The sequence below is a fragment of the Corynebacterium xerosis NBRC 16721 = ATCC 373 genome (genome assembly GCF_001552415.1).
In the GTDB taxonomy this organism is placed as follows: Bacteria; Actinomycetota; Actinomycetes; order Mycobacteriales; family Mycobacteriaceae; genus Corynebacterium; species Corynebacterium xerosis.
Genome location: NZ_BCRD01000007.1, coordinates 1 through 22,528, shown reverse-complemented (window position 1 = coordinate 22,528; position 22,528 = coordinate 1). Strand labels below are relative to the sequence as shown.

At 69.7% G+C, this 22,528-nt stretch carries 19 protein-coding genes and 1 pseudogene; 11 read left to right on the top strand and 9 right to left on the bottom strand.

Annotation, left to right across the window (positions count from 1 at the left end):
• Position 1: 1 nt before the first annotated feature.
• Together CX1_RS10680 and mptB are read right to left on the bottom strand one after the other, a co-directional pair.
• Positions 2–949, bottom strand: coding sequence for an ABC transporter ATP-binding protein (locus tag CX1_RS10680; RefSeq protein WP_046650944.1), 948 nt, complete (start codon positions 947–949; stop codon positions 2–4).
• Positions 950–1,047: 98 nt separating this feature from the next.
• Positions 1,048–2,730 carry a polyprenol phosphomannose-dependent alpha 1,6 mannosyltransferase MptB gene (gene mptB, locus CX1_RS10675; protein ID WP_046650945.1) on the bottom strand — a complete coding sequence of 561 codons (1,683 nt, stop codon included), beginning with the start codon at positions 2,728–2,730 and terminating at the stop codon, positions 1,048–1,050.
• Positions 2,731–2,956: 226 nt separating this feature from the next.
• Between mptB and CX1_RS10670 the strand changes: the two genes are divergently transcribed.
• From CX1_RS10670 to CX1_RS10640, 7 genes are all read left to right on the top strand, one after another.
• Positions 2,957–3,652 carry a helix-turn-helix transcriptional regulator gene (locus CX1_RS10670; RefSeq protein WP_060925660.1) on the top strand — a complete coding sequence of 232 codons (696 nt, stop codon included), beginning with the start codon at positions 2,957–2,959 and terminating at the stop codon, positions 3,650–3,652.
• Entirely contained in the window at positions 3,649–5,097 is a 1,449-nt protein-coding gene (gene sufB, locus CX1_RS10665) for a Fe-S cluster assembly protein SufB (protein WP_046650947.1), read from the top strand. The genes CX1_RS10670 and sufB overlap by 4 nt, the downstream gene beginning before the upstream one ends.
• Before the next feature lie 4 nt (positions 5,098–5,101).
• A complete protein-coding gene (sufD, locus tag CX1_RS10660; protein WP_046650948.1) occupies positions 5,102–6,292 on the top strand; it encodes a Fe-S cluster assembly protein SufD in 1,191 nt (396 codons plus the stop codon).
• Between the two features lie 74 nt (positions 6,293–6,366).
• Positions 6,367–7,128 carry a Fe-S cluster assembly ATPase SufC gene (sufC, locus tag CX1_RS10655; RefSeq protein WP_046650949.1) on the top strand — a complete coding sequence of 254 codons (762 nt, stop codon included), beginning with the start codon at positions 6,367–6,369 and terminating at the stop codon, positions 7,126–7,128.
• Entirely contained in the window at positions 7,121–8,353 is a 1,233-nt protein-coding gene (locus CX1_RS10650; RefSeq protein ID WP_046650950.1) for a cysteine desulfurase, read from the top strand. The genes sufC and CX1_RS10650 overlap by 8 nt, the downstream gene beginning before the upstream one ends.
• Positions 8,354–8,426: 73 nt before the next feature.
• Positions 8,427–8,945: a Fe-S cluster assembly sulfur transfer protein SufU gene (gene sufU, locus CX1_RS10645; protein WP_082719316.1), complete on the top strand. Its 519-nt coding sequence runs from the start codon at positions 8,427–8,429 to the stop codon at positions 8,943–8,945.
• Positions 8,942–9,373, top strand: a complete 432-nt coding sequence (locus CX1_RS10640; RefSeq protein ID WP_060925659.1) for a metal-sulfur cluster assembly factor — start codon at positions 8,942–8,944, stop codon at positions 9,371–9,373. Before sufU ends, CX1_RS10640 begins: the two co-directional genes overlap by 4 nt.
• Before the next feature lie 277 nt (positions 9,374–9,650).
• Here the strand turns inward: CX1_RS10640 and CX1_RS10635 are convergent, their stop codons facing one another.
• Both CX1_RS10635 and CX1_RS10630 read right to left on the bottom strand, forming a co-directional pair.
• Positions 9,651–11,117, bottom strand: coding sequence for an amino acid permease (locus tag CX1_RS10635; protein ID WP_046650952.1), 1,467 nt, complete (start codon positions 11,115–11,117; stop codon positions 9,651–9,653).
• 103 nt (positions 11,118–11,220) lie between these two features.
• Positions 11,221–12,453, bottom strand: coding sequence for a lycopene cyclase family protein (locus CX1_RS10630; RefSeq protein WP_082719315.1), 1,233 nt, complete (start codon positions 12,451–12,453; stop codon positions 11,221–11,223).
• A 102-nt stretch (positions 12,454–12,555) separates the two neighbouring features.
• Between CX1_RS10630 and CX1_RS10625 the strand changes: the two genes are divergently transcribed.
• On the top strand, positions 12,556–14,187 hold the full coding sequence (locus CX1_RS10625) for an ABC-F family ATP-binding cassette domain-containing protein (protein ID WP_060925657.1): 1,632 nt from the start codon (positions 12,556–12,558) through the stop codon (positions 14,185–14,187).
• Between the two features lie 55 nt (positions 14,188–14,242).
• Here the strand turns inward: CX1_RS10625 and CX1_RS10620 are convergent, their stop codons facing one another.
• Positions 14,243–17,914 carry an indolepyruvate ferredoxin oxidoreductase family protein gene (locus CX1_RS10620; RefSeq protein ID WP_060925656.1) on the bottom strand — a complete coding sequence of 1,224 codons (3,672 nt, stop codon included), beginning with the start codon at positions 17,912–17,914 and terminating at the stop codon, positions 14,243–14,245.
• 273 nt (positions 17,915–18,187) lie between these two features.
• Between CX1_RS10620 and CX1_RS10615 the strand changes: the two genes are divergently transcribed.
• The 3 genes from CX1_RS10615 to CX1_RS10605 all read left to right on the top strand — a co-directional run bounded on the left by CX1_RS10615 (position 18,188) and on the right by CX1_RS10605 (position 19,702).
• Positions 18,188–18,673: an Lrp/AsnC family transcriptional regulator gene (locus CX1_RS10615; protein ID WP_046650526.1), complete on the top strand. Its 486-nt coding sequence runs from the start codon at positions 18,188–18,190 to the stop codon at positions 18,671–18,673.
• Positions 18,674–18,886: 213 nt separating this feature from the next.
• Positions 18,887–19,201 carry a hypothetical protein gene (locus CX1_RS10610; protein ID WP_046650527.1) on the top strand — a complete coding sequence of 105 codons (315 nt, stop codon included), beginning with the start codon at positions 18,887–18,889 and terminating at the stop codon, positions 19,199–19,201.
• 60 nt (positions 19,202–19,261) lie between these two features.
• Positions 19,262–19,702 (top strand): hypothetical protein, encoded by a 441-nt coding sequence (locus CX1_RS10605; RefSeq protein WP_060925655.1) that lies wholly within the window; start codon positions 19,262–19,264, stop codon positions 19,700–19,702.
• On the opposite strand, the gene CX1_RS10600 is transcribed toward CX1_RS10605, so the two are convergent.
• The 4 genes and pseudogenes from CX1_RS10600 to acnA form a co-directional block, all read right to left on the bottom strand.
• Positions 19,699–20,514 (bottom strand): glutamine amidotransferase, encoded by an 816-nt coding sequence (locus tag CX1_RS10600; RefSeq protein ID WP_082719314.1) that lies wholly within the window; start codon positions 20,512–20,514, stop codon positions 19,699–19,701. The genes CX1_RS10605 and CX1_RS10600 overlap by 4 nt on opposite strands.
• A 9-nt stretch (positions 20,515–20,523) precedes the next feature.
• Complete coding sequence (locus tag CX1_RS10595) at positions 20,524–21,267, bottom strand: glutamine amidotransferase (protein WP_046650529.1); 744 nt, start codon at positions 21,265–21,267, stop codon at positions 20,524–20,526.
• 158 nt (positions 21,268–21,425) lie between these two features.
• Positions 21,426–21,992, bottom strand: coding sequence for a TetR/AcrR family transcriptional regulator (locus tag CX1_RS10590; protein WP_046650530.1), 567 nt, complete (start codon positions 21,990–21,992; stop codon positions 21,426–21,428).
• A 127-nt stretch (positions 21,993–22,119) separates the two neighbouring features.
• Positions 22,120–22,528: pseudogene (acnA, locus tag CX1_RS10585) on the bottom strand (aconitate hydratase); the annotation flags it as partial.

The following is a 22,528-nucleotide window of genomic DNA, read 5'->3' as shown; positions in this document are numbered from 1 at the left end:
GTCAGCTCCTCATCTCTCGGCCGGTGATGTCCAGGAAGACGTCCTCGAGGCTGCGGCGGGCCACGCGCAGCTCCGTGATCAACGCGCCCTGGTCGGCGCACCAACCGGCCATCGCGGCGATGCCCTCCGGAGTCGCAGCGCCGGTGACCCGGTAGCGGTTGGGGGCCGTGGCGTCGACGTCGACTGCCCGGCCGCCCGGCACGGTCAGGTGCGCGGCCAACGCCCGGACGTCGATCGCTCGGTCGAACTCGACGACAGTCGCCTGGGTCGAGGTACCGCCGGTGATGTCGGCGGTGGTGCCCGACGCCACGGCGCGGCCGCGGTCGATGATGAGGACGTCGTCGGCCAGCGCCTCGGCCTCGTCCATCAGGTGCGTGGTCAGCACGACGGTCACGCCGTCGCGGCGCAACGAGGACACGAGGTCCCACACGGCCAGGCGCGACTGCGCGTCCAGGCCGGCGGTCGGCTCGTCGAGGAACACGAGCTCGGGGCGACCGACCAGCGCGCACGCCAGCGACAGCCGCTGCTGCTGGCCGCCGGACAGGCGCCGGTACGACGTGCCCCGGTGACGGGTGAGGCCGACGACGTCGAGAAGCCAATCCACGTCCAGCGGATCCGCGGAGTAGGAGGCCACCAGCTCGACCATCTCCCCGACGCGCACGCCCGGGTACGCCCCGCCGCCCTGCAGCATGATGCCGATGCGCGTGCGCAGCTCATCCGTGTCGCGCATGGGATCGAGGCCCAGGACGCGGACCTCGCCGCCGTCGGGGCGCACGAAGCCCTCGCACATCTCGACGGTGGTGGTCTTGCCGGCGCCGTTGGGGCCCAGCAGGGCGAGCACGCGGCCGCGGGCGAGGGAGAGATCCAGCCCGTCGACGGCGGTGACGTCGCCGAAGCGTTTGGTCACGCCGCGCAGCAGCAGCGCCGGGGAGTCGGTGTTCCTGGTCACGGTTGGTCATCCTAGGCCAGGCCCCGGGGGCGGGGGCCCGGCGGGGCGCTTGACGACGGACCGTCGGCTCCCCGGGCGGCCGCGCCGCCGATGGGCCGTCAGCGCAGCCGGAAAACCTTCGTGCGCCAGGCGATGGCGAGGATGATCGCCATCGAGGCGACGAAGGCCGCGATGGAGCCGAGATAGATCTGCAGCACGGTCCCCGGCGGCAGGCCGAGGCCGCGCGGCAGGACCGTGAGGCTGAAAATCGCGGAGTAGGCCACGACGGCCACGCGGAACTGGGAACGGTCGGCCCAGCCGGACAGCGGCACCAGCGCCCACAGCAGGTACCAGGGATGGACCACCGGGAAGAGCAGGACCATCGCGAACATGGCCAGGCCATAACCGCCGAGCGGGTGGATGCGGCCCCGGAACGTCGCCCAGAGCATGCGCAGCAGCCACGCCGCCGCCAGCAGGATGCCCAGGCCCCGGATCAGCGACAGCGCGGCCTCGGAGACGTCGCCGATGCCCAGCACGCGACCGGCGAATCCGGAGGAGATGCCCAGCAGCGTGGGCAGTGACATCCACGACCGCACCGTCGCCGCGCCGCCCTGGCTGGTGATCCAGCCGAAGCCCAGCCCCGAGGCCAGGCAGAAGGCCACGATGGTTGCCGCGGCGGTGGCCGCGGTGACGGCCGCTGCGCGGGCCACGGCCATCGTCGTAAAGCCGAACCTGCGCGCCAGGGCCATGCCCACGAACCCGAGGGCCACGAAACCCGTCACCTTGACCATGCCGGCCATGGCGATCAGCGCCACGCCGGCCGCGAAAAGCAGCCAGCCGTTGCGGCTCAAGGCGGGCGAGCGTGGCTCGACGGGATCGTCCGGTGTGCCGGGGATTGGTTTGCCGTGGAGCGCGACCAGGCACAGCTCCATGCCGGAGAGCAGGAACGCCAGCAGCAGGGCCTCGTTGTGCACGCCGCCGACCAGATGCAGCAGCGTCAGCGGGTTGAGCACGCCCAGCCACAACGCGAACTGCGGGCTGACGCCGCAGCGCTGCGCCAGGCGGACCAGCGCCCACGCCACGACGTAGAGCGACGCCACCGACACCGCGCGATGCAGGAACACCGACGGCAGCACGGCGTCATCGGTGACCGCGGCGATCGCCCACGCCACCACCATCGCCGTCGGGCCATACGGGCTGGGGGAGTCCGCCCAGATCAACGGCACGGAGCGGGCGAGCGGGTCCTCGGTGCCCAGCAACTCCACCGGGCCCGCCGCATACGGGTCCATGCCGCGGTCGACGACGGCGCCCTGCGCCAAATAGGAATAGATGTCCTGGGTGAACAGCGGCGCGGTGAAGATCAGGGGGATCACCCACGCCGCGAAGGTGCGCACCAGCATGCCCGTGTCCACCGACGTCACGCGGGTCCGCGCGCCCGAGGCCACGAAAGCGCCGACGCCGAGCCACGCCGCGATGAGCATCCCGATGCCCGTGAACGTGACGATCGTCGACGAAATGAGCATCCGGCCGAGCATCGAACCGACCGGAGTCTCCCAGAAGACGTTGCCCACCACCGGGGTCGCGCCCGCCCCGACGCCGCCGACGAGGACGAGGATCGCGCCGAGCGTGCCCAGCCACCGCAGCCACGTGAAACGGCGCAGCTCGCGATGATCGACGCGGAACGCCAGGGGAGACTCGGTGCCGCGGTGCAGCGACGCCGACCGCGAACCGGCGCGGCCGATGCGCGGCAACGCGTCGATGATCCAGTGGGCGGCGCCGCCGCGGAGGGGAGTCTCGGGCACGGGGCAAGTCTAGCGGCCCCCGACCGCCGATCGGCCGAAGGCGGCCCGCGGCCGCGGGAACGGTGCCGGCCCATGACACGCGGGGCCATGACGTTGGACATCTGGGCCGATTTACGGAACACTCGTGTTGTCTAATACCCGGCAGCCACCGGGTGCGGACCACGACCGGGCCCCGAAACGCTCACGCGAACCGGACGCCCACTCACACGGGAGGTGAACCAGCGGCATGGCCAACGACGATACGTCCACCAAGGGCGGCGACGGAGACACGCGCCGCCGGATCTTGCTCGCGCTGCTCGAACACAATCCGGCCTCGGCGGGAACCATCGCCGAGGAGCTCGGGCTGTCGGCCGCAGGAGTGCGCCGGCACCTCGACATCCTCGTCGACGAAGGTCTCGCCGAGACCGCGCCCGCACCGGCCACCGGCCCCCGCGGCCGCGGCCGGCCAGCGAAGTCCTTCCGGCTCACCGACGACGGCCGGGCGAAGTTCGGGCACGCCTACGATTCCCTTGCCGCCGCGGCGCTCGACGCGCTGCGCGACGCCGGGGGAGACGCCGCCGTTTCCGCGTTCGCGCGGCGGCGGGTCGCCGAGATCCTCGCCGGCATCGAGCCGGTGGGCGGAGAGACCGACCTCGACGACGTCGTCGGGGCGGTCGTCACCGCTTTCCGCCGCCACGGTTACGCGGCGACGGTCAGCGAGACGACCGGCAGCGTCCAGATCTGCCACCACCATTGCCCGATCAGCCATGTCGCGCAGGACTTCCCCCAGCTGTGCGCCGCCGAACATGAGGCGGTCAGTAATCTGCTGGGGCAGCACACCCAGCCGTTGGCGACCATCGCCGACGGAAACGGGATTTGCACGACGAACATCCCCCTGACCCCAGTCACCACCCACGCACCAGCAGAAAGGAGCGGACAATGACCCTCGCCCAGAACGAATCCGCGAAGGTGCAGGCACCGCAGACCGACGAGGAAATCATCGACTCGATCGGCGCCTACCAGTACGGCTGGCACGATTCCGACGCCGCCGGCGCCGCCGCCGAGCGCGGCTTGTCGGAGGCCGTCGTCCGCGACATCTCCGCGAAGAAGAACGAGTCCGAGTGGATGCTGAACACGCGTCTCAAGGCACTCGAGATCTTCGACAAGAAGCCCATGCCCACGTGGGGCGCGGACCTGTCGACCATCGACTTCGACAACATCAAGTACTTCGTCCGCTCCACCGAGAAGCAGGCGCAGACGTGGGAGGATCTCCCGCAGGACATCAAGGACACCTACGACAAGCTCGGCATCCCCGAGGCGGAGAAGCAGCGCCTCGTCGCCGGCGTCGCCGCGCAGTACGAGTCCGAGGTCGTCTACCACCAGATCCGCGAGGACCTGGAGGAGCAGGGCGTCATCTTCCTGGACACGGACACCGCGCTCAAGGAGCACCCGGAGATCTTCCACGAGTACTTCGGCTCCGTCATCCCGGCCGGCGACAACAAGTTCTCCGCGCTCAACACGGCCGTCTGGTCCGGCGGCTCGTTCATCTACGTGCCCAAGGGCGTCCACGTGGACATCCCGCTGCAGGCCTACTTCCGCATCAACACGGAGAACATGGGCCAGTTCGAGCGCACGCTGATCATCGTCGACGAGGACGCCTACGTCCACTACGTCGAGGGCTGCACCGCGCCGATCTACAAGTCGGACTCGCTGCACTCGGCGGTCGTCGAGATCATCGTGAAGAAGGGCGGCCGTTGCCGCTACACGACGATCCAGAACTGGTCGAACAACGTCTACAACCTGGTCACCAAGCGCGCCAAGGCCGAAGAGGGCGCGACCATGGAGTGGATCGACGGCAACATCGGTTCCAAGGTCACCATGAAGTACCCGGCCGTCTGGATGACCGGCCCCCACGCCCGCGGCGAGGTTCTGTCCGTCGCCATGGCCGGCGAGGGCCAGTTCCAGGACACCGGCGCGAAGATGGTGCACATGGCGCCGCACACGTCGTCGAACATCGTGTCCAAGTCCGTCGCCCGCGGCGGCGGCCGCGCCGCCTACCGCGGCCTGGTGCAGGTCAACAAGGGCGCCAAGCACTCCCACTCCAACGTCGAGTGCGACGCGCTGCTGGTGGACACGATCTCCCGCTCGGACACGTACCCGTACGTCGACGTGCGCGAGGACGACGTCACGCTCGGCCACGAGGCCACCGTCTCCAAGGTCTCCGATGACCAGCTCTTCTACCTGATGAGCCGCGGCATCGAGGAAGAGGAGGCCATGGCCATGGTCGTCCGCGGCTTCGTCGAGCCCATCGCCAAGGAGCTCCCGATGGAGTACGCCCTCGAGCTCAACCGCCTCATTGAACTGCAGATGGAAGGTTCGGTCGGTTAATCCAATGACCAGCGTTATCACCAACGAGGGCCAGTCCGAGCACAAGCGCCGGGTGCTGGCCAACAAGGGCGACGTGTTCGCCTCCTTCGACGTCGAGGACTTCGCGGTCCCCCGCGGCCGCGACGAGGAGTGGCGCTTCACCCCGCTGCGCCGCCTCGCGGGCCTCCACGACGGCACCGCCGGCGACCCCGTCGCCGCCGCCATCACCGTGGAGGGCGCGGACGCCGAGGGCGTCACCGTCGAAACCGTGGGCCGCGACGACGAGCGCCTCGGCCGCGCCGGCACGCCCACCGATCGCGTCGCCGCGCAGGCCTACTCGTCCTTCGAGCAGGCGACCATCGTCACCTTCGGCAAGGGCGCCCTGTCCGGCGGACCCGTCACCGTCACGGTCGACGGCCCGGGAGAGGGCAACGTCTCCTACGGCCACATCGTCATCGACGTGCGCGAGCAGGCCGAAGCGGTCGTCATCCTCGACTACCGCGGCACCGGCGTCCACGCCGACAACGTCGAGTTCGTCGTCGGCGACGCCGGTCGGCTGGCCGTCGTCAGCCTGGCGAACTGGGACGAGGGCGCCGTGCACCTGTCCGGCCACCACGCCTCGCTGGGCCGCGATTCGGTCCTGCGCCACTCCGTGGCCACCTTCGGCGGCGACGTGGTCCGCGTCGTCCCCCGCGTGAAGTTCACCGCCCCCGGCGGCGACGCCGAGCTGCTCGGCGTCTACTTCGCCGACGCCGGCCAGTACTTCGAGCAGCGCCTGCTCGTCGACCACGCCGTGCCGAACTGCCGCTCCAACGTCATGTACAAGGGCGCGCTCCAGGGCGAGCCGGGCTCCGGCAAGACCGACGCGCGCACCGCCTGGGTGGGCGACGTGCTCATCCGCGCCGCGGCATCGGGCACCGACACCTACGAGCTCAACCGCAATCTCCTGCTCACCGAGGGCGCCCGCGCCGACTCGGTGCCCAACCTGGAGATCGAGACCGGCGAGATCGCCGGCGCCGGCCACGCCGCCACGGTGGGCCGTTTCGACGATGACCAGCTGTTCTACCTGCTGTCGCGCGGCATCCCGGAGGACGTGGCCCGCCGCCTCGTTGTCCGCGGATTCTTCAACGAGGTCATCAACCTGATCCCGGTGGAGTCGATCCGGGAGCGCCTGATCGCGCTCATCGACCACGAGCTCGAAACCGGCGGCTTCTAGCCGCCCCGGCCCCGAGCCACTCCCCACACAGACGCGAACAGCGACGAAGACGAAAGAAAAGGACAGCCCATCCCATGAGCACCCTGGAAATCCGCAATCTCCACGCGCAGGTTCTGCCGACCGACGAGGCCGGCGAGCCGAAGCCGATCCTGAAGGGCGTGAACCTGACCATCAAGTCGGGCGAGACCCACGCCGTCATGGGCCCCAACGGCTCCGGCAAGTCGACCCTGAGCTACACCATCGCGGGCCACCCGCGCTACGAGGTCACCGAGGGCGAGATCCTCCTGGACGGCGAGAACGTCCTGGAGATGGAGGTCGACGAGCGCGCCCGCGCCGGCCTGTTCCTGGCCATGCAGTACCCGACCGAGGTCACCGGCGTCTCCATGTCCAACTTCCTGCGCACCGCCGCCACCGCCGTGCGCGGCGAGGCCCCGAAGCTGCGCCACTGGGTCAAGGAGGTCCGCGAGGCCATGACCGACCTGGAGATCGACCCGTCGTTCTCCGAGCGCTCGGTCAACGAGGGCTTCTCCGGCGGCGAGAAGAAACGCCACGAAATCCTGCAGCTCGACCTGCTGAAGCCGAGGTTCGCGGTCCTCGACGAGACCGACTCCGGCCTGGACGTCGACGCCCTGCGCGTCGTCTCCGACGGCATCAACCGCTACCAGGACGAAAACGACGGCGGCATCCTCATCATCACCCACTACAAGCGCATCCTGAACTACGTGCGCCCCGACCACGTGCACGTCTTCGCCGACGGCCGCATCGTGCAGTCCGGCGGCCCCGAGCTGGCCGACGAGCTGGAGGAGCACGGCTACGAGCGGTTCGTCAATGCTTGATCGCTCGCTCCGCGGTGATTTCCCCATCCTGTCGCGTTCCGTGCGCGACGGGCGACGCCTGACGTACCTGGATTCCGGGGCGACGTCGCAGCGCCCGCGCCAGGTCATCGAGGCCGAGGTGGACTTCATCACCCAGCACAACGCGCCCGTGCACCGTGGCGCGTACCAGCTGGCGGAGGAGGCCACCGACGCCTACGAGGACGCGCGCGAGGCCATCGCGTCGTTCATCGGCGCGGGCTACGACGAGCTGGTGTTCACCAAGAACGCCACGGAGGCGCTGAACCTGGTGGCCTTCTCGCTCGGCGACGAGCGCGCGGGGGAGCACCGCATCGGCGAGGGCGACGTCATCGTCGTCACCGAGCTGGAGCACCACGCCAACCTCGTGCCGTGGCAGGAGCTGGCGCGGCGCACCGGCGCGACGCTGCAGTGGTACGGGGTCACCCCGGACGGCCGAATCGACCTCGATTCGCTCGAGCTCGACGAGTCCGTCAAGGTCGTGGCCTTCACCCACCAGTCGAACGTCACCGGCGCCGTCGCCGACGTCCCCGAGATGGTCCGCCGGGCCAAGGCGGTCGGCGCGCTGACCGTCCTCGACGCCTGCCAGTCGGTGCCGCACATGCCCATCGACGTGGCGGAGCTCGGCGTGGACTTCCTCGCCTTCTCCGGACACAAGATGCTCGGGCCGACGGGCGTCGGCGCCCTGTGGGGCCGCCCCGAACTGCTCGAGGCACTGCCGCCGTTCATCACGGGCGGATCGATGATCGAGGTCGTCACCATGGAAAAGACGACCTTCGCCGCCCCGCCGCAGCGTTTCGAGGCCGGCACGATGATGACCAGCCAGGTCGTCGGCCTCGGCGCCGCCGTGAAGTACCTGTCGGCCATCGGCATGGACGAGATCGCGAAGCACGAGCACGAGCTGACCGAGGCGGCGCTGAAGGCCCTCAAGGCCATCGACGGCGTCACCATCATCGGCCCCGACACCGCGGAAAACCGCGGCGCGGCGATCTCCTTCCATGTCGAGGGCATCCACCCGCACGACCTGGGCCAGGTCCTCGACGACCGCGGCGTGTGCATCCGCGTCGGCCACCACTGCGCGTGGCCCGTGCACCGCGCCATGGGCGTCCAGTCCACCGCCCGCGCGTCGTTCTACCTGTACAACACCCTGGATGAAGTCGACGCCCTCGCCGACGCCATCCGCGATGCCAAGGAGTTCTTCGGCGCGTGATGCGCCGGGGACGCCGGGGCGTCGTAAAGCGAGAAGGCCGGGCACCGCGCGGCCGCACAGAAAGGAGCCGGGAGTGAAGCTGGAGTCGATGTACCAGGAAGTCATCCTGGACCACTACAAGCACCCGCAGCACAGCGGCCTGCGCGATCCCTTCGACGCGGAAGTCCACCACGTCAACCCGTCGTGCGGCGATGAGCTGACCCTGCGCGTCCGGCTTTCCGACGACGGCGAGACCGTCGAAGACGTGTCCTACGACGCCGTCGGTTGCTCGATTTCGCAGGCGTCGACCTCCGTGATGGCCGAGGAAATCGTGGGCAAGCCCGTGGCGGAGGCGATGGCCAAGCTCGCCGAGTTCGAGCGGATGATCACCTCGCGCGGCAAAGAAGAAGGCGACGAGGACCTGATCGGCGACGGCGTGGCGTTCGCGGGCGTCTCGAAGTACCCGGCGCGCGTGAAGTGCGCGCTGCTGGGCTGGAAGGCGTTCCAGGCGGCCACCGCCGACGCGCTCGCCGACGGCTCCGCGGATGCGGCGCCCGCCGGCACAGACACCACCGGCACAGACACCACCGGAGACAAGGAAGTGAACCGATGACCGAGCCGAACACCACCGACGCCACCGCACCGGAGGCCGGCGAGAACCCGGCCCCGGGCCTCGACGGCAGCACCTATGAGGTGCCGCCGCGCCCGGAGCAGACGCCCGAGCAGGAGCAGCTGGCCATCGAGGTCGAGGACCGCATGTACGACGTCGTCGACCCCGAGCTGGGCGTCAACGTCGTCGACCTGGGCCTGGTCTACGACATCTGGATCGAGGGCAAGTCGAAGGCCGTCATCAACATGACGCTGACGTCGCCGGCGTGCCCGCTGACGGACATGCTGTTCGATCAGACCGAGACGCTGGTGCTGGATCACCCGCAGATCACCGAGATGCAGCTCAACTGGGTGTGGTCGCCGCCGTGGGGCCCGCACATGATCACCGAGGACGGCCGCGAGCAGATGCGCGCGCTCGGCTTCTCGGTGTAGGGCGGTTGCGGCGCCGCGTTTCGCTTGACTACGGCCCGCGTTCCCTCCGACTGCCCCCGCCGGCGATGCGCTCTGGGCGCACCGCCGGCGTTGCGCTGCGAAATGGGAGCCAATGCTCCGAGAAACGGCTAACCCACCCCGAATGGTTTAACCCACCCGCTGTAACGGGTGGGTTAAACCATTCGGGGTGGGTTTACGCGTGGTTCCGCCTCACTGGCCGAACAGCACCGCTGGGGCGCGACCGCTGAAGTGCGACCGACCGAGCAGCACTCGCGCACTACTCGCGCGAGAGGTCCGCCTCCTCGGGCTTGACGGCCCGCGAACCTGTGACGCGCTTGTGCACGAACCACAGCGCCAGGAACACGGGGATGCCCAGGTAGGGCGACAGGATGGCGAAGACGTTTTCGCCGGTGGTCACGGGCCCGTAGGCCTGGCCGAGCACCACGCCGAAGCACATGATCAACGCGATGACCGCGCCGGCGGGGAAGAACGGCGCCTTGTACGGCAGTGCGGTCAGCGGCACGCCCTGGGCCTTCAGCGCCTTGCGGAAGTGGTAGTGGCTGTAGGAGATGCCGATCCACGTGAGGAACCCGGCCAGCGCGGAGAGCGTCAGCAGGAAGGTGTACGCCGCGCCGTCGCCGACGATGGACGTCAGGAAGCCGAACATGCCGATCGACGCGGTGGCCACCAGGGCGCGCATGGGCACGTCGTGGTTGGACAGCTTGCCGAAGAACCGCGGCGCCTGCCCCATCCGCGACAACGAATAGAGCATGCGGGTCGAGGCGTAGAGACCGGAGTTGCCCGCCGACAGGACCGACGTGAGGATTACGGCGTTCATCAGGCCGGCCGCGACGGCGATGCCGGCGCGGTCGAAGACGAGGGTGAACGGCGACACCGCGATGTTGTCCTCGGCGGCGTTGAGCAGGTTCGGGTCGGTGTAGGGGATGAGGAAGCCGATGACCGCGATGGCGCCGATGTAGAACAGCAGGATGCGCCAGAAGATGGTGCGGATGGCCTTGGGGATGGTCTTCTCGGGGTTCTCGGCCTCTCCGGCGGCAACGCCGACCAGCTCGGTGCCCTGGAAGGAGTAGCCGGCGACGATGAACACCGCGAGGATGCCCATGCCGCCGCCGACGAAGGGCGCGTCGCCGGTGGTCCAGTTCTGCACGCCGGGGGAGGTGCCGCCCATGATGCCGGCGATCATGGCCACGCCGATGATCAGGAACACCACGACGGTGATCACCTTGATCGCGGCGAACCAGAATTCGCCTTCGCCGAATGCCCGCGCGGACAGGGCGTTGAGCAGGAACAGCAGCAGCAGGAACCCGGCGGACCAGACGATGGCGGGCACGTCGGGGAACCAGTAGCGCATGACCAGGGCGGCGGCGACGAGTTCGGCGGCGACGGTGATGGCCCAGTTGAACCAGTAGTTCCAGCCGAGGGCGAAGCCGAAGCTGGGGGAGACGTAGCGGGTGCCGTATTCCTGGAAGGATCCGGCGACGGGCAGGTACGCGGCCATTTCGCCGAGCGATTGCATGACCAGCCACACCATGAAGCCGATCAGCGCGTAGGCGACCAGTGCACCGCCGGGCCCGGCTTCGGAGATGGTCGCGCCGGAGGCGACGAACAGGCCGGTGCCGATGGCGCCGCCGATGGCGATCATGTTCAGGTGGCGGGCCCGCAGCGTGCGCTGCAGTTGTCCCGTGTGGCCCAGCGGGCCCTTCGCGTCGAGGGATGCGGTCATGGGGAGATCATATGCCCCGGGCCGGGTTGCGCCGGCGCTTCGGGACTTTGCTTTGCGACGGTGTCGGCCGCACCACGGACATGCCGTGCGATGTGCGACCGGCCTATCCGTCGACGGGCTTGCCGTCGGCGAAGGTGGCCAGCAGCCGGGCGAGGGTCTTCGGGTTGCGGCGGCCCAACGGCATCGCCAGCGCCACCATGACCGCCAGGGTCCTCGGGGTCGACGTGCCGGTGAGGTATTCGCGGATGGCGGCGTCGGGAAGCGAAAGGAAGGAGTCGAAGAACTCGCGCGTCTGGTCCGCGTCGAAGCCCAGGAGGACGTGGAGCCCTCGCCTGCGCAGCCACGCCAGCGGCCGGCCACCGGGCGGCGAGGCGTCGGCGCGGGCCTCCAGCTGGTCGAGGAAACGGTCGACGTCGGCGAGCACCGCTCCGACGCAGTAACCGGTCGCGGGATGCATCCACCCGCCGACCGCGCCGAAGTGCCCGTGGCCCTTGCGTGGGTCGTCGTCCGGCAGGTGCCGTGGCCCCATCGGGAAGTCGACGGTTTCGTCGGCGATCGCCCGTGCGGGATCCAGGCCGAGATCGGCAAGGCGGCGCGACTGCATTCGGTGAAGATGGGCGTGCAGTTCGGCCCGCCGCGGATCGTCGGCGCCCGAGGAGGCGCGGGCGGCGAGGATGGTCTCCTCGATCAGCCACGTGCCATCGCCGAGCGGCAGGCGGTAGGAGAAGGTGGCGGGGTAGCTTCCGGTCGCATCGGCTCGGTCCGGCGGAAGATCCGTGCCCGTGGGCACGGTGAAGTCCATGAGGACGGGCACGCGCAAGTGTTCCGGCACATCGATTTCGCGGAACACGTGACCGAAGGCCAGCTGCCTGGCCTCGAGGACCGCGGCGCCCGGGGCGGCCCCGACGGCGTCGACGACGACGTCCGAGCTCGTCCACGCCCCGAAGTCCTCGCCGTCCCCGTCCCCGTCCCGGATCGTCACGGCACCGTCCGCGTGCCGCATCCCCCGCTCCCGGCACACGTCGAATCCACCGAGCCGGGACAAAACGGCCGTGTCGAGGACCACGTAGTCGTCGTCAAGCAATCGGCGCCGACCTCCGGAGGTGACCACCGACGGCCGGAACCGCGACGCGACGGCGTCCGCCGGCAGCCATGCGGGGAGCTGATGCGCCCACGCGCCGACGGTCGACGGCATGGAACCGCCCGCGGGGTCGAGGGCCATGACGTCCCACCCGCGGGCCGCGGCCCGGTGTGCGGCGATGCGGCCGGCGGGGCCGAGGCCCAGAACCACGGCGCGGGTGCGGGGGCTCCCGGACCGACGTCCGAATTGACTCATGGCCTCACCATATCGGGCGGCGCCGAACCCGATCCACGTACGTCGTCGACGGGAATCGGGCGATGCCGGGACGGCGCATACCTCCTGGTAGGGTGGACCGACGTGATTGTCACCCATGACCTCGAAGTTCGCGTCGGCGCCCGCACCCTCCTGGATGCCCCGGGCGAGATGCTGCGCGTCCAGCCCGGCGACCGCATCGGCCTCGTCGGGCGCAACGGCGCCGGCAAGACCACCACGATGCGGATCCTCGCCGGCGAAGGCGAGCCCTACGGCGGCACGGTGACCCGCTCCGGCGAGATCGGCTACCTCCCCCAGGACTCCCGCGAAGGCAACATCGAGCAGACCGCCCGCGACCGCGTGCTGTCCGCCCGCGGCCTGGACTCCATCCGCCGCAACATGGAGCGGCAGCAGGAGATCATGGAAACCTCCGAATCCGACGGCAAGCGCGACGCCGCGATCCGGAAGTACTCGCGGCTGGAGGAGCGCTACCACGACCTCGGCGGTTACGAGGCCGACGCCGAGGCCGCCCGCATCTGCGACGCGCTGGGCCTGGAGGAGCGCGTCCTCGACCAGCAGCTGAAGACCCTGTCCGGCGGCCAGCGCCGCCGCGTCGAGCTGGCGCAGATCCTCTTCGCGGCATCGGCCGGTGGCGGCAAGTCCGCGACGACGCTGCTTCTCGACGAGCCGACCAACCACCTCGACGCCGACTCCATCACCTGGCTGCGCGGATTCCTGTCCAAGCACGAGGGCGGCCTGATCATGATCAGCCACGACGTCGAACTGCTCGGCGACGTGTGCAACAAGGTCTGGTTCCTCGACGCCGTGCGCGCCGAGGCCGACGTCTACAACATGGGATGGTCCAAGTACCTCGACGCCCGCGCCACCGACGAGGCGCGCCGCCGCCGCGAGCGCGCCAACGCCGAAAAGAAGGCCTCGCAGCTGAAGAAGCAGGCCGACAAGCTCGGCGCGAAGGCCACCAAGGCCCGCGCGGCCAAGCAGATGGTCGCCCGCGCCGAGCGGATGATGGGCGAGCTCGATGAGGTCCGCGTCGACGACAAGGTCGCCCACATCTCCTTCCCGGAGCCCGCGGCCTGCGGCAAAACCCCGATGAACGCCAAGGGCCTGACCAAGATGTACGGCTCGCTGGAGGTGTTCGCGGGCGTGGACCTGGCCATCGACAAGGGCTCGCGCGTGGTCGTCCTCGGCTTCAACGGCGCCGGCAAGACGACGCTGCTCAAGCTGCTGGCCGGCGTGGAGCGCACCGACGGCGAGGGCGGCATCGTCTCCGGCCACGGCCTCAAGGTGGGCTACTTCGCCCAGGAGCACGACACCATCGACCCGGCGAAGTCGGTGTGGCAGAACACCGTCGACGCGTGCCCCGACGTCGACGAGCAGGAGCTGCGCGGTTTGCTCGGCGCGTTCATGTTCTCCGGCGTCCAGCTCGACCAGCCGGCGGGCACGTTGTCCGGCGGCGAGAAGACGCGCCTGGCCCTGGCGGCGCTGGTATCCTCCCGCGCCAACGTGCTGCTTCTCGACGAGCCCACCAACAACCTCGATCCGCAGTCCCGCGAGCAGGTGCTCGACGCGCTGCGGACCTACACCGGCGCCGTCGTCCTGGTCACCCACGACCCCGGTGCCGTCGAGGCCCTCGAGCCGGAGCGCGTCATCGTGCTGCCCGACGGCGTCGAGGACCTGTGGAACGACGAGTACATGGAGATCGTCGAGCTGGCGTAGGTCCGCTGACCCGCCCAGCCGGCCAACCGGCCCCGGGCCCCGGGCCACACCGCGATCATTCGGGGGCGATCATGCCCAGTGCCTCCATCAGCGGCGCGGCGGACCGCTCCTTGATGTCCTCGTAGCCGCGCACCGAGTCGGCCAGTGCGGCGAGCGCGGTGGCGTCGGAAAGCAACTTCTGCTTTGCCACGTCGTCGGCCTCCGCGTCCATCTCGGCGGCGAACTCGAGGAGCCGCCCCCGGTAGGCGTCGCGCAGTTCGCGCTCGAACCGGCGGGCGGCGGTGCGCCCGAAGGGATCGAAGGCGGTGCCGCGCAAGCGCTTCGCCTTGGTCAGGGCCCGCAGCGCCGGACGCGCGGTTGTGCCCATGCGCATCTTCCGGTCCATTCCGAGTGCCCGCAGGAAGGGCGGGTGGAGGAGGATCTTCACGTCGGCGGTTTCGCCGTATTCGTCGGCGACGCCGTCGAGGAAGCCCTTGTCCAGGGCGAGGCGGGCGACTTCGTACTCGTCCTTGTAGGCGGCGAGCTTGTGCAGGCCGAATGCGGCGGCGCGCAGCAGCGTGGTGCTGCGCGGGGCGACCCCGCGTTCGGCGCGGGCGAGAACGGCGAGGTCCTCGACGTAGCGGCGGGCGTCGGATGCATCGCCCCACGCCTTCAGCTCGGCGACGCGCAGGGCAATGGATTCGCGCAGGTCGGCGGGGAGTTCGACGGCCAGGCCGCCCTCTACCGGGGTGCCCAAAACCTCGCTGACGAGCAGCTTGGCCCAGGCCGGGGCGGCGGGCGCACCGGAGACGGAGGACTTGTTCGCCTTCTTCGTCGGCGCCGTCTTCGTCGGCGCGGCATTCGCGATCGCCGCGGCGACCGCCTCCGGGGCGGCGACGAGCTGGCGGCCTCGGCGGAACGCCTGGATGTTGGCGGCGACGGCGATGCCGTTGCTGCGCAAGGCGTTTTCCACGGCCGCGGGGGAGACGGGCAGTGCCCCGGCCTGCACGGCCGCGCCGAGCAACAGGGTGGTCTGCACGGTCGCGTCGCCGAAGATGGCGCGGGCCACTGCGGCGGCGTCGGCGGTGACCGCGCGAGCGGCGGAGCGGCCGATCGCCCCGGCCAGCGCCACGCCATCCGGGCGTTCGGCGCGCACGTCGGTGCACATCACGCCGGTGGGCGTCGAGGTCGACGAGGCGACCGCGGTGGTGCGGGCCGCGTCGATCACTGCGAGATTGGCGGGATCGGCCGACGTCAGCCCGTCGAGGGCCAGCAGCAGGTCGGCGGCGCCGGCGGGCACCAGGCCGGACTGTTCCAAGGCACCGTCGGAAATGCGCACGTCGGAGACCACGGCGCCGCCCTTCTGCGCCAGACCCGTCATGTCGACGCCGCGGACGTGGCGGCCATCTTCGCGCGCGGCGGCGGCGATGACGGCGGCCAACATGACCACGCCGGTGCCGCCGACGCCGGTGACGCGGACGTTCCAGCTGCGGCCGGCCCCGAGGTGAACCGCCGGGGGATCGGGTAGGTCAGCGTCGTCAAGCGAGGAGACCCGGGCCCCCGCGATGGCCGACCCCTCGGCACGCGCGTCGGGATCGACCGTGACCTCGGTGAACGCGGGGCAGTCGCCCTGGATGCACGAGTAATCGAGGTTGCAGGTCGTCTGGTCGATGCGGGTCTTGCGCCCGAACTCGGTGTCGACGGGCTGGACGGACAGGCAGCCGGACTTCTCGCCGCAGTCGCCGCAACCCTCGCAGATGCGTTCGTTGATGACGATCCGCTTCGTCGGCGTCGGGGCCTTGCCGCGCTTGCGGGCGCGGCGCAGCTCCGTGGCGCAGGCCTGATCGTGGACCAGGACGGTGACGCCGGATTCGGCGGCGAGCTCGCGTTGGACGTCGGCGAGGTCGGCGCGGTCGCGGACCTCCACGGCGCGGCCCCCGAAGCGGCTGCGCAAGGCACCCGCGAAGCCGCCGCCGAGCTCCTTGCGGGTGCGGGCGACGTCATCGGTGGTGACCACGATGCGGCCGACTCCCTCGGCGCGCAGCAGGTTCAGGATCCCGGCCAGCGGCATCTGCCCGACCGGGTCCTGGCCGCCGGTCATGGCGACCGTGCCGTTGTGCAGCAGCTTCAGGGTCACATCGACGCCGGAGGCCACCAGCGCGCGCACGGCCAGCGAGCCGGAGTGGAAGAACGTGCCGTCGCCGAGGTTCTGCACCAGGTGGCGCTCGCGGACGAACGGGCTCATGCCTATCCAGTGCGCGCCCTCGCCGCCCATCTGCGTGGTGCCGGTGACGTCGCCGACGCGGTTTTCGTCCATGAGCAGCACCATCGCGTGGCAGCCGATGCCCGCGCCGACCAGGCTGTCGCCGGTCACGCGCGTCGACGCGTTGTGGGGGCAGCCGGAGCAGAAGTGCGGCGTGCGGGCGGGCACCGACAGGGGCAGTGCTTTGCGACGGATCGGCGCGGGAGCCGGAGCATCGTGCGAGATCCCGAGTCGGCCGAGCACCGGAGGCAGTGCGGCCGCGATGTCGCGGGCGGGTTCCAGGCGCGGACGATGGTCCGATTCGTACAGGGCGGCCTGCACCGACTCCAGGAGGAAGGTGCCCTTGTCCTCGACGACGATGATCTCGTCGAGCCCGGCGGCGAAGTCGTCGATCTGCTCGGGGTCCAGCGGCCACGTCATGCCCAAGCGCAGCACGCGGACGCCGTCGGGGGAGCCTAGGTCGCGCAGGGTTTCCTCGACCGCCAGGGCGGGTGCTCCGGCGCAGACGATGCCCAGGCGATCGGCGTCGCCTTCGTGGAGGACGCGGTTGAGGCCGCGGTCGCGAGCGTAGGCGCGGGCGCGATCCAGGCGCACCCCGACGCGGGAGGCCTCGAGTTCGTGGAGCGTCGCACCGAGGGTGCGCGCCGACGGGGAATGCCCGTCGGCCGGGGGAGCGGGCGCCACCGGGGGACCGTCGAGCGTGACGGTCGAGGAGCCGTCTGCGACGGCCGCGGTGACGCGCAGCGCCGTCCACAGGCCGGACTCGCGCGACATCCACGCGGCGTGGATGCCCAGCTTGACCACCTCGGCGGAGTCCGCGGGCACCAGCACGGGCATGCCGATGTCCGCGAGCAGCCGCTCGGAGGACGACGGCACCGTCGACGACTTGGCGAAAGGATCGTCGCCGACGATGGCCACCGCGCCGCCGGTCGGCGACGTGCCCGCGAGATTCGCGTGCCGCAGGGCGTCCACCGAGCGGTCGAGGCCCGGAGCCTTTCCGTACCAGTAGCCCACGACGCCGTCGACGCCCTCGCGCAGGGTGCCGGCGCCGGCGGCGAGCTGGGAGCCGGAGACCGACGTGGCGCCGAGTTCCTCGTTGACCGCCGGCAGGTGCACGACGCCGAGGGGTGCCAGCAGGTCCTTGCGGCGGGCGAGCTCGAGGTCGTAGCCGCCCAGCGGGGAACCCTCGTAGCCGGAGATGAACGAGGCGGTCTTCAATCCTCGGGCCCGATCGGCCAGCGCACGGTCGCGCACCGTGCGCACGAGCGCCTGGATGCCCGTCAGGTGGACGGTGCCCTTGTCGGCGGTGAGGCGTTCGGCGACGATGTCGCGGCCCCGGGCGTCCGGGCGGCCGGTCTCGTCGAGACGATCGCCGGGACGGTCCGTCGTTCGGCCGGGGGCCGTTCGGGTGTCGCCGCCTTGGCCGTGGTGGCCGTCGTGTCGGGGATCGTCGGGTCGGAACGGGGGAGGGAGCATCGTGGTCATGGGGATCACCTGTCGTCCTTCGCCCGCGTGGGTGCCGCGGGGCCGTCGTCGTGACCGCCGCCTCGTCCGGCGACGGGGAGATGCACCACTGGGTTTGTGGTGCCCGTCACGCTAGGGTGTGAACCACGGCATAGTCACGGGTGTCCACTGAAATCGGTACCAGTTGGGCAATGTGCGCATGCGACTCGCCGAAAACCTGGGCCATTGGCCCGGATTGCGCCCGTTCCACACGCTATGCGGACATAAGCGCTTGACGACGAAAGGACGCCCGCTATGGCCCCGCCCCCGAAGCCCCTGGACAAGCTCGACGTCGATCTGCTGCGCCTCATCGTCGCGGAACCGAGAGCGGGAGTGCGCGAGTACGCCCGCCGCCTCGGAGTGGCCCGCGGAACCGCCCAATCACGGATGGACAAGCTCGTCGCCGCGGGCGTCATCCCGGACTTCACCCCGGCGCTCGACCCGGCCGCGCTGGGCTACCCTCTCAACGCCGACGTGCACCTGACCCTCCGCCAGGCGGATCTGGACACGGTCGTGGCGCGCATCGCGGAAATCCCGTTCATCCTCCGCGCCGATTCGGTCGCCGGCACCGAAGACCTCGCTTGCCGCCTGGCGGCCCGCGACCATGCGCACCTGGAGGAGATCTTCTCGGCGATCATCGCCATCGACGGCGTCGAACGGATGCGCTCCGAAATCGTCCTCCGGCGCCGGATCCCGCACCGCATTCTCCCGCTCCTCGAGGATCTGCGCCGCACCGTGTGATCGACCGAAGGGAATGACCGCGGGCGTCGCAAAGCAACGCGCTTTCCTGAAAGCTCTTTCTCCTTCTTTTCGACGGAAACTCGCAGTGAATTCAGACACACAAAGATTGAGGGCACCGGAATGCGCGTCTGGTGTCCTCCACAAGAATCGGGCACGCTGAAAGGCGAATGCGGGGCAACTTCTCGCCCCGCCCTTTTCAAGGGAGCCGCGGTCGTGGAATTCATACTGCTTCTGGTCGTCGTCGCACTGCTCAGCGGGGCATGGGGGTGGGGGAAGGAATACCTGGAATCAAAGGCCTCGGATGGAACCGCGTCCGCGCGCACCGTCGCCGGCATGAACACGATGGAGAAGGTGGCGGAAGGGCTCCTGTGGCTGTTGGAACGGGCGCGGGCACTCATGCTCATCGCATTGGGGCTGTTCCTCATCTACTTCTTCAACGAGATGTCCTTCCTCGGCGGCCTCGACATGGGGGCGATCGTCGCATCCGGCGCACTCGTCCTGTTCGGCATCTGGGATTTGTTCACCTGAACATCGGCAGTGCGACCGGAAATCCATTCACATTTTGGTTGATTCCATCAAAGGACGATCATGAGAAAGATCCGTCATATCGCGGCGCTCGGCGTCTGCGTCATCGTCGCGGCGGGAATGTCCGCCTGCGGGCCCACCCGGTCCATCGACGCATATTGCGGGGTGATGGAAAAGCACAAGGACCGATTCGTCACCGCCACGAATCAGGCGATGAACAATTCGAACTTCTTCGAAAGCAGCGTGCAGATGGTCTCCGCAATGGGGGACTTGTCCGCCATGTTCGACGAAGCGGCGGAAGTCGCCCCCGAAGAGATCGCACCGGACGTCGAGCGCGTGGCCGAATACTGGTCCACGCAGCAGGCGACCGCCGAGCAAATGGTGACCGACCCCTTCGCGGGCCTCGCTGGCGCGTTGACGGGCGGCATGATGAACAGCGGGTCGCTCATGCGCGTCGACGAATACACCGCCGCCAACTGCCCGACAGTGGGGCGGATGTTCTAGCCCCTGTGCCCCGAATGCAGGCGCGTGAAGTTGCGCAGCACCTGCGCCGAGCGAGCGACGTCGAAGCGGCGGGCGTCCGCCACAGCGCGATCGTTGCCGCCCGGCTGGTAATAGCCCTGGTCGGCGTAGATGCGCAGACGCTGCTCGAAGGTGTCGGCATCGAGTTCCGGGTGGAACTGCGAGGCGTAGGCGTTGCGGCCCAGACGGAACATCTGCACGGGGCATGACGCGCCGGTGGCCAGCAGCGTCGCCCCCGCCGGCAGCTCTTCGATGGCCTCCTTGTGGCCGACCATCGCGTGGAACCGCTCGGGCAGGCCCGCCAGCACCGGGTCTGACGCGCCCTCCGGCGTGACGCTGACTTCCACGACGGCGGCCTCCTCTCCGTGCTTGCGCGAGACGCGGCCGCGGCCGACCGTGCCCAACAGACCGACGCCGTAGCAGGCGCCGAAAAACGGGAAGTCCGTCTCCAGCACTTCCGCGAGATGGTCGTCGAACCAGGCCTCCACCTCGAGCTGCACGGCGGACTTCGACTCGTCGGAGGCGTTGTACGGGCCGCCGCCGACGATCACTCCGCCGTAGCGCTCCAAATCCAGGGCCTTCGGTCGCTCGCGCTCGAGGCGCAGCTGGTGCAGCATCGCCGGCGCCAACCCAGCCGCCCGGGCGAAGGACAACTGCTCCGCGTGCGCCGCCGCGTCCTCGGCGCGCGTCGACAGCAGCAGGAACGGCTTCGCCGGCGCCTGGGCACGGGAAGTCGTCGCGGGTCGCCGGTCGGCGGGGCCGGGGGCGGCGGAAAAGTCGGCGGAGGAGGACATGCCCCCAGATTATCCGTCTGACCGGTCCAGACAGTAATCCATGAAGTGATGCAGGATCTGCTCCGCAGGCCCCAGGTCGGTGGCGCGGACGATGCCGGAGATTTCCTCGACCTCTTCCGGCTTGAAGTAGCCGGCGTCCATGTAAAAGCCCATGCGGCGGATGATGCCCTCGGCGTCCATCTCCGGGTGGAACTGCGTCACCCACGTCGACCGGTTGGCGCGGTACGCCTGCACGGGGCACGTGGGGCCCGTCGCCAGCAGGACGGCGCCCTCCGGCAGCTCCACGACGGATTCCTTGTGGCCGGTCAGCCCCTTGAAGGACTTCGCCAGCTTTCCGACGATCGGGTCATCCGCCGCGGCCTCGGTCAGGTTCACTTCGCTGACGCCCACGCGCTCCGGGTGGGAGCGGTCCACGCGGCCACCGCCGGCGAATGCCGCGAAGCTGTTTCCGTAGCACAGCATCAGAGTGGGAACGGGGGAGACGAGCAGGTCGTAGAGCTGATCGTGGACGTGCTTCTGCAGCTCCGAATGCACCAGGTCCGTGACGTTGAAGGGGCTGCCGCCCACGAAGACGCCGTCGAAGCCGGACAGGTCGGGCAGCACGTCGGACGTCGACGTGATGGGGTGGTGGATCAGGCGGTCCTTCGGCAAGCGCGTGCCGCGCAGGAAGTCCTCGTACTCGGCGACCGCGACGTCGTCGCCGTCGCGCAGCGCCACCAGCAGGAAGCGTCCCCGATCTCGTCCACCGTTCATGAATAGACAGCTTAGTCCGGCATCGTTTCGGGTGGTTTATCGGGTGCCCACGCCGATCGGGGTGCGCATGAGCGTCGAAAAGCAACGCAGCCCGCCCCCGCAGAAGCGGGGACGGGCTGCGCATTCAGAACCTGTTCGCAAAGCACCCTGTAACCGGGCTACCGCGGCCGGCGGACGGACTCCTCGATCAAATCGAGGACCTCATCCATGCCTTCGGTCGACCGGCCCGTGGCCACCCGCGTGATGATGCCGTCGAGCATCAGCTCCAACAGCAAACGCAGGGCCTCGGGGGAATAATCGTCGCGCAGGGATCCCGACTTGGCGCTGTCGCGCAGGCGATTGCGCACCGCGCCGTCGAGATGCTCCTGGTGCTCGAGCCACTTCCGCCGAAAATCGGCGTCCGTGCGCAAGCGCCCGACGATCTCCAGCCGGGTGCCCAACCACTCGTGCTGGTCGGGGTGGGCGACGACGTCGCGCATCACCTCGACCAAACCCGAACTGGCGGTCACCTCGGCCATCCGATCGGCATCCTCCTCCGCCAAAGCGAGGAAGAGGCCTTCCTTGGAACCGAAATGGTGGAAGATCGCGCCACGGGACTTGCCCGTGGCCGCCTCCAACCGGGAAACGGTCGCCCCGTCATAGCCGAACTCCGCGAAACAACCGCGCGCGCCCTCGAGAATCTCGCTTCGGCGCGAACGGAGGTCCTTGCTACTGACTCTCGGCATCGGGGGCCACCTGCAATCCTCTCCATCCAAGCACCCGGGGCCGGGACGGACGGCTCGAAAACCGACCGGCCCGGCCCCGCGCGCCCGATCAATGGCGGGTCACCCCCTCCTCGCGGAGGGGAAGCGACTAGCCGTTGATCATGTTGCGGAGCACGTACTGCAGGATGCCGCCGTGGCGGTAGTACTCGGCCTCACCGGGGGTGTCGATGCGCACGAGCGCGTCGAACTCGATGGTCTCGCCGCCGTCCTTGGTCGCGACGACCTTGACGTTCTTCGGCGTGGTGCCCTCGTTGAGCTCCTCGATGCCGGTGATGTCGAAGGTCTCCGTGCCATCCAGGCCCAGGGACTTCCAGGACTCGCCCTCCGGGAACTGCAGCGGGATGACGCCCATGCCGATGAGGTTCGAGCGGTGGATGCGCTCGAAGGACTCGGCGATGACGGCCTTCACGCCCAGCAGCAGGGTGCCCTTGGCGGCCCAGTCACGCGAGGAACCGGTGCCGTACTCCTTGCCGCCCATGACGACCAGCGGGGTGCCG

Excerpts from the sequence above, each read along its gene's own strand:
- CX1_RS10670 (WP_060925660.1), top strand. The coding sequence starts at position 2,957 with ATGGCCAACGACGATACGTCCACCAAGGGCGGCGACGGAGACACGCGC.
- sufB (WP_046650947.1), top strand. The coding sequence starts at position 3,649 with ATGACCCTCGCCCAGAACGAATCCGCGAAGGTGCAGGCACCGCAGACC.
- sufD (WP_046650948.1), top strand. The coding sequence starts at position 5,102 with ATGACCAGCGTTATCACCAACGAGGGCCAGTCCGAGCACAAGCGCCGG.
- sufC (WP_046650949.1), top strand. The coding sequence starts at position 6,367 with ATGAGCACCCTGGAAATCCGCAATCTCCACGCGCAGGTTCTGCCGACC.
- CX1_RS10650 (WP_046650950.1), top strand. The coding sequence starts at position 7,121 with ATGCTTGATCGCTCGCTCCGCGGTGATTTCCCCATCCTGTCGCGTTCC.
- CX1_RS10640 (WP_060925659.1), top strand. The coding sequence starts at position 8,942 with ATGACCGAGCCGAACACCACCGACGCCACCGCACCGGAGGCCGGCGAG.
- CX1_RS10635 (WP_046650952.1), bottom strand. The coding sequence starts at position 11,117 with ATGACCGCATCCCTCGACGCGAAGGGCCCGCTGGGCCACACGGGACAA.
- CX1_RS10630 (WP_082719315.1), bottom strand. The coding sequence starts at position 12,453 with ATGAGTCAATTCGGACGTCGGTCCGGGAGCCCCCGCACCCGCGCCGTG.
- CX1_RS10620 (WP_060925656.1), bottom strand. The coding sequence starts at position 17,914 with ATGACCACGATGCTCCCTCCCCCGTTCCGACCCGACGATCCCCGACAC.
- CX1_RS10615 (WP_046650526.1), top strand. The coding sequence starts at position 18,188 with ATGGCCCCGCCCCCGAAGCCCCTGGACAAGCTCGACGTCGATCTGCTG.
- CX1_RS10605 (WP_060925655.1), top strand. The coding sequence starts at position 19,262 with ATGAGAAAGATCCGTCATATCGCGGCGCTCGGCGTCTGCGTCATCGTC.
- CX1_RS10600 (WP_082719314.1), bottom strand. The coding sequence starts at position 20,514 with ATGTCCTCCTCCGCCGACTTTTCCGCCGCCCCCGGCCCCGCCGACCGG.
- CX1_RS10595 (WP_046650529.1), bottom strand. The coding sequence starts at position 21,267 with ATGAACGGTGGACGAGATCGGGGACGCTTCCTGCTGGTGGCGCTGCGC.
- CX1_RS10590 (WP_046650530.1), bottom strand. The coding sequence starts at position 21,992 with ATGCCGAGAGTCAGTAGCAAGGACCTCCGTTCGCGCCGAAGCGAGATT.